The organism is Moorena sp. SIO4E2, from assembly GCF_010671945.1.
Taxonomy (GTDB): Bacteria; Cyanobacteriota; Cyanobacteriia; order Cyanobacteriales; family Coleofasciculaceae; genus Moorena; species Moorena producens.
The window spans coordinates 1-6,300 of the sequence record NZ_JAAHIE010000441.1 but is presented as its reverse complement, the minus strand read 5'-3'; the positions used below and the strand labels follow the sequence as shown (position 1 = coordinate 6,300).

The following is a 6,300-nucleotide window of genomic DNA, read 5'->3' as shown; positions in this document are numbered from 1 at the left end:
CCCCTCACTCCCCCCGCCCCCTCCCCACCCTCCCCGCGCCCCCGCCCCACACTCCCCGCGCCCCCGCCCCACACTCCCCGCGCCCCCGCCCCACACTCCCCTCTCTTTCCCGATTCCCGATTCCCGATTCCCGATTCCCGATTCCCGATTCCCGATTCCCGATTCCCGATTCCCGACAACTAAACACTAATCAGATGGCCGATGTGCTTTGCGTTCGCGTAGCGTGACCTACGGTCAATAGCGTAGCGTGGCCAAAGGCCAATCGCTTTTAGCGGAAGCGAAGCTTCATCGCATCTGCTGGTAATACCTCTAAGGAAGACATCTGCATTGTTCCAGCCAGATAGTTGCTCTGATGCTTAGCAACTATCTGGCTCAACAGATCTAGGAGTGTGTGATCGTCCCGTAACGCTTCAGTAAGAGACTCCTGAGTGATGACCAGAATCTCAGTCTCCATGGCAGCAGTGATGGTAACCTTTGGCAAGGGTTTACCTAAGAAAAGAGTCATCTCACCGAAGAAGTCTCCGGCTTGTAACTGTTCCACAGGAAATTGAGGGGAGTACTTGAGAAATTCCTGCCGTTGTTCAAGATCGTGAATCTCTGCTGCTAACAGTTGGTATAGCCAGTAGAGAGACGATGTCTGCTGTGCCGCCTCATGGGCTACAGAAAAAGCAGTAGGACCGATGTAGTGAGCTAGTTGATAGGCAAGCCTTTCAATCACCTGTTGATCTAATGGAGTAGGGGGTTGGGCTTTGGGTCTATGAGTGAATGGTTTGACTGTAGTCTTGCCCAAGGTGATAACCACCTGTTGCTCTACCTCTAGGCAGCCTTTAACTACTATAAACATAGCGTCTTGAGGCAGATTTTTACTACTGAGGGTTTCACCAGCATCAAATAGTAGAGGCTTGGCAGATTCGATCAGGATTTTCTGTGCTCCAAGGCTGAAGTGGCGGAAGAATTCAATGGAGCTGAGGAGTTTGAGGTGCTGCTTGTGGGAGGGAATAATATACCTAGGACTTAATTCTTCACGGCTTAACCCATACCAGACTCGGCGTAAGAGTTCGCGATCCGTGTGCAATGGAGCAAGGTTGTAGTTTTTAGGAAAGTAGAAAAGTTTGTAAGTGATAAACAGCCCTGGATCCGCCAAGTCATATTCCCACATCCTGACTTGAATCGGTTTGTCAAGGTTAATGTTAGGGTGGGGCTGATTCAGGACTGCTCCATAGGCAGCATCAATGACTTGTTGGGGGGGAGAAGCAGCAGGAACTAAAAATTCCACAGAGCGCATCACTGGTTGTACCGTGGATGTCTTAGTAGGAATCACCGTAAGTAAGTCATCTGACAGTAACCCATTAGGAATGTAAGTCATTTCACCAGTACACTGACGTATCGCTATCGAGCGCCAGGTGATGGACTCGATGACGCCCTCTACATCACGGATAATCACTCGGTCACCAATTTGAAAGGGTTGGTCAATGCGTAGGGCTACCCCTGAAAAGAAATTACCTAAAGTAGACTGTAGAGCAAAGCCGATCACCGCTGTGATTAATGCTGAGGTGGTAAAGAAGGCTGCTATGTTTTCCCCCAGTATTCCTAAAATCAAAACCGAGCAAACTGCATAGAGTAATAGGGAAATAACTAGCTTGAGCAAGGCTGAGGGTTGTTTACCTTGGGAGCGGGCAAACCAAACATCAACTACCAGAAAGGAAAGAAAATTAACGATTACAACACTACCGCAGACCAATACCGTAATCTGTAGGTACTTCACTATCGAGTCTGATACCAGGTCTGGGTTGCTACTCACAAAGGTATAGGCTAAAAGCAACAGACCGGTGAGGCCGAGAATAGTTAAGTTTTTTGCAGTCATTTGGTTTTAGGGGATATCGTCAGAATGACTTGATGGTAAGTTGCAGTTTGAAAGCGCTTTACTCAAGCTGATTAGCAATCTATTGATGGATTGGCTGAGCTTGCCAATTTCATCAGAGCGACCATCTGGTAATTGCGAACCTTCTACCTTTCTGAGGCTGATTTCCTCCACCAAGTGAGCAATGCTGTTGAGGGGATTAACTACCCAGCGCCTGACGATTAGACTGACTGTGGTGTAAGCGATTAAGAAAATGCTGGCTAGCAGCAATAAGAATGAAAAAATAGCCTGTCGCGCTTGTTTCTCTGGCATTGACGTAGGCACAGAGAGCAACCTGATCCCAACAATCTCATTGAGCTTCCAATCAAAGCCCCTGGCATCACCATAGGTTTTAATCAAGGCTGGGGGAGCATCTTCTGGCTTGCCGTGACATTGCAAACAGCTTTGGGACTTAATCTGGATCGGTTGGGCAACGTAGACACTTTTGAGTCCTTGCTTGGTAGAGCGCTGCCCAATAATTTCCTTGAGATTGGGGTGAGTGATAAATTCTCGAATCAGCTCAACTTGCCATCCCTCAGCCAGATCTTTGAGATTGGTGGGGTTAAGCGCCCGCTCAGCATAGGTATAGCCGTCATAGTCCTGGTTCAGACCCTTGAACAATTGTTGGGCGGCATAGGAGGGGACAGTTTGGGGAAGGAACTCTTCTGTTTCCAGTTCTCGCAGCAACGGTCGAACTTGATCAGTAGTGTAGTCCCTAGCCGCCACTGCTGTACTCAACAGCACTTCCGCAGTATGAACAACTTCCTTACGAGCATTTTGTTGCTCTACAGCATAGGTGATCAACCCAGCTATGATCCAGCCGCATAAGAAAATGACTAGTATCACTAATTCCAGTCTTGTCTGTAGTTTCATCCTTAAAGGTATAGGAAAGGGAGCAGGGAGCAGGGAGTCGGGAGTCGGGAGTCGGGAATCGGGAATCGGGAATCGGGAGTCGGGAGTCGGGAGTCGGAAGTTGGGAGTAGATAAGAAAAATTTTCACAATTCCTAAACGGATTGCTATAGTCAATTTTTCGGTATTTATCCCGTTAGTACTGTTTATCGTTATTTTAGTTAAAGTTAATCCTATAGACTTCAGTAATTTCTCTAATATGTTGATTAATATAGTGGTTTTTACTTGGGTGGTTTACACAATTTTTGTATTTTAATAATTTAGAATGCGCAAAATTATATATTCCCTGTTTTTTGTTCCCTGCTCCCTGCTCCCTAAAACCCAAGAATTTGTACCTGAATGAATTGCAAACCGCTGTATTTATCAATCGATACCCAAGGCTTAGTTTCCAGTGTTTCGCAATGTCTCTGAAGGTAACTCCCCAAACATAGCTTTGTAATCTCTAGTAAAATGACAAGGACTGTAGAACCCAAATTCACTAGCAAGGATGGCTATGGTACAACGTTCTGGTTCACTTGCCTTCAAGCGTTCTCGCACTGCATTAAGTCGTCGTACCTTGAGATAGCGCATGGGACTCAAGCCAAATAAGTCCTGAAAACCATAAGATAAGGCAGAACTGCTAGACCCTAAATTTTGAGCTAGCTGTTTTAAGGTCAGAGGTTTTTCCAAGTGTGCTAGCATTTTTTTTTCAGCTTGGGCAATCAACTTTGCTCTTCGAGAAGCTTTGAGAAAACACTTGGAATTTAACTTAGTGGGAATATTACTAATCAACAAAGGAAGGAAATCATCCCTAACGAGTTCCTCAATATGAGGTTGTTGTAACCAATTGGGTTTATGTACTGCTAACCAAATAAGTTCTTTCACGTAATCTTTAATTTCGTTCATCCCCGTTGGTAGCAAATTCACATGATTTTTACTTCGGAACTTATCGTCTAGATCCTGGCGTTGTAGTTGGTCTGCATAAGCATCAAATGTTGGAACAGGGATTATAATTTGTGTCAACGTTATACCTTGAGGAAAGATTGCATCTGCTCCCTTGCCATTGAAACCAAAAATAGTCCTTTGAGGCTCCACAGGGTGACGGAAGGAGTAATATTCTTTTTCATTTTCAGAGTAAATTATCCCAAAACATATGTATTCATTTTGTCCCTCACCCGACAATTGAATCCCTTGGTTGACCTGATTATATACAAAAAATAAGTTACCAACCTGAATCGACAAAAACTTAGCTTGAAGAGGACCGGGACTGAGTTGTATTATTTCCCTATTTTTATACTTAAAAAACTCTTTGACACTATCCACATCTGTAATGGATTTGGAGACAATATTCTGATTGCCTGTCCCAGGATCATCCTCAGGTTGGGTAGTTTTACTATTGTTGGCATCAATCAACAAAGTCATTTTGGCACCCCCCTAGAAAAAAATATTCCAACTACCTATAAGTAAAACTAATACAATTTGAAAATTAGTTATTTAATTCTTATAGCTTAGAAAGTTGGAATTTTTGATTATTCACAGAGATAGCTTACCACTAAGATTGTATTGAACAAGACGTGAGACGCATTCCCCCACTTGGCCGCAGGCCACGCTACGCGAACGTCCAAGTGGGGGTTAGTCCACGCCAACAACAATAGCCAAAAACCTGGAACATCAATCAAACTATTGTCGTCTACATTTTTGTAGGCTAAAATATTAACTAGCGATATTTTTCGAGACCAGTGAAAACGTCAAGCAAAGTTATCAGAACTGACAAATGGAAACTAAACCCGTCTTCCAAGCAAAAGGGATTGTTTGATGAGACGGTCAAAGTTTATCGTCAGGCTTGTAAATACTTGGTTGGCATTATTTATACTCATTGGTCTGAGCTTGGTGGATTGACAGCGGATCAGTTAACTCCTGCTGTCGAAAAGTTAATGCATGAAACAGCAAAGCGTCCAAATATCAAATATCCACAGTTCAATAAAGCTTTCTACAAGTTCCCTAGTTATTACCGTCGAGCCGCCATCGCATTTGCAGCTGGACAGGTTAGTAGTTTCGTTACTAGATATTGCGAATGGCAATCTGGTAATCGAAAAAGGAAAGATAGTAAACCGCCAAGACTAAATGCTGATACTGGTTGCTATCCTGCCTTGTATAAAGGGCAATGTTACAAGATGCATGGTTTCGACCAAGTAGAAATCAAAGTTTTTGATGGCAAAAACTGGGTCTGGACTATGGTTCAGATTACCGGCTTGAGAGAAAGGCATCAGGTAGCTACAAATAAAATGATGTCGCCTTTGTTGGTTTTCAATGATAGGTACTGCCATTTGTCCGTCCCATTCACTTGTAAGCCAGAAAAACGAAAACCAGAGGCTAATGTTACTGCGGTAGATTTAGGTATCAACACTACTGCTACCGTAGCAGTTGTAACCGATGACGGCACTGTAATCCATTGTGAGTTTATTCATCTTGGAAGAGACATAGACCGTAGGGACAAACGACTAAAATCCGTGTCAAAAAGAGCATCAAAAACGATGGGCAAAGGAGGAAAACTTCATATTGGGTTTTGCTCCAAAACTTATCAAAAATGTCAAAGAATCAATACCCAGATCAGCCATGTTGTTTCTAGACGGATTGTGGGGATTTCTGAAAAGTTTAATTCTGAAGTAATTGTATTTGAGAATCTCAAAGGGTGGAAGCCAAGAGGTGGAAAAAGGCGCTCCAACTTAAGGCAAAGATTCCACGGATGGCTCAAAGAGAAAATCCGCGACTTTACGGAAATGAAATGGGCTGAGTTGGGTGGTAAGGTGATAGAAGTTATCGCCGCCTATACTTCAAAATTGGCTTTTGATGGCTCTGGTACGGTTAAACGAAATTCAAAAAAATACTCCTTGGCAACCTTCCCTTCAGGTAAGGGGTTTAATGCGGATTTAAACGGAGCTTACAACATTGGTGCCAGGGGCGTGTTCAAACTCACTCGCAGAAATGACGAGGAGGGTCGTTCCAGCAAAAGATCTCGACGACCGCCTAGAAGCTGGGCTTGCTTGTGTGACCTGTGGACGCTTCGTAGTTCCAGGTTAGCATAGGACACCACCACCTCGTTCAGGTGGTGGAAGCTTCATACCCCTATAATCTCGTAGAACTGTACTGGCAATAGAGTTAATTTGTTGAGAATGAGCTAGTTTTTTTCTCAATAAGCCACAGCTTATTGATTCTTGCGCTTACCCTGCAAGCAATTATAAGTAAAACTTATAATTGCTTGCAAATTAGTTAATTATATTTTATAGCTGAGAAAGTTGGAATTTTTGATTATCCACAGAGATAGCTTACCAATAAGCTAGGGAATGTGTGCAAAGTCAATTTCCGAATAGCCAAAAAAAAAATGGGTGCGGCTCTTTTAAAAGTACGGTAGACTAGATCTCAGTAAAACTGACAAATTAGTCAGAGTAATAGTTTGAGTCAATACCTCCTGGTGGGTGACCAGCTGAAAAAGTCAGCAGTAGTTCAGGAA

At 43.6% G+C, this 6,300-nt stretch carries 5 protein-coding genes and 1 pseudogene; 2 read left to right on the top strand and 4 right to left on the bottom strand.

Annotated features, from left to right (window positions below; genetic code table 11):
- Positions 1 to 227, top strand: a pseudogene (locus tag F6K37_RS29865) (hypothetical protein); the annotation flags it as partial.
- A 41-nt stretch (positions 228 to 268) separates the two neighbouring features.
- On the opposite strand, the gene F6K37_RS29860 reads toward F6K37_RS29865, so the two are convergent.
- From F6K37_RS29860 to F6K37_RS29845, 4 genes are all read right to left on the bottom strand, one after another.
- A complete protein-coding gene (locus tag F6K37_RS29860) occupies positions 269 to 1,864 on the bottom strand; it encodes a mechanosensitive ion channel domain-containing protein (protein WP_009149697.1) in 1,596 nt (531 codons plus the stop codon).
- 6 nt (positions 1,865 to 1,870) lie between these two features.
- A complete protein-coding gene (locus F6K37_RS29855) occupies positions 1,871 to 2,704 on the bottom strand; it encodes a c-type heme family protein (RefSeq protein WP_287254102.1) in 834 nt (277 codons plus the stop codon).
- Positions 2,667 to 2,900 (bottom strand): hypothetical protein, encoded by a 234-nt coding sequence (locus F6K37_RS29850; protein WP_287254101.1) that lies wholly within the window; start codon positions 2,898 to 2,900, stop codon positions 2,667 to 2,669. Before F6K37_RS29850 ends, F6K37_RS29855 begins: the two co-directional genes overlap by 38 nt.
- Positions 2,901 to 3,191: 291 nt before the next feature.
- Positions 3,192 to 4,211 (bottom strand): helix-turn-helix domain-containing protein, encoded by a 1,020-nt coding sequence (locus F6K37_RS29845; RefSeq protein ID WP_287254099.1) that lies wholly within the window; start codon positions 4,209 to 4,211, stop codon positions 3,192 to 3,194.
- A gap of 317 nt (positions 4,212 to 4,528) precedes the next feature.
- Here F6K37_RS29845 and F6K37_RS29840 point away from each other — a divergent pair, with 317 nt between their 5' ends.
- Complete coding sequence (locus F6K37_RS29840; protein ID WP_287254097.1) at positions 4,529 to 5,875, top strand: IS200/IS605 family accessory protein TnpB-related protein; 1,347 nt, start codon at positions 4,529 to 4,531, stop codon at positions 5,873 to 5,875.
- Positions 5,876 to 6,300: the final 425 nt, after the last annotated feature.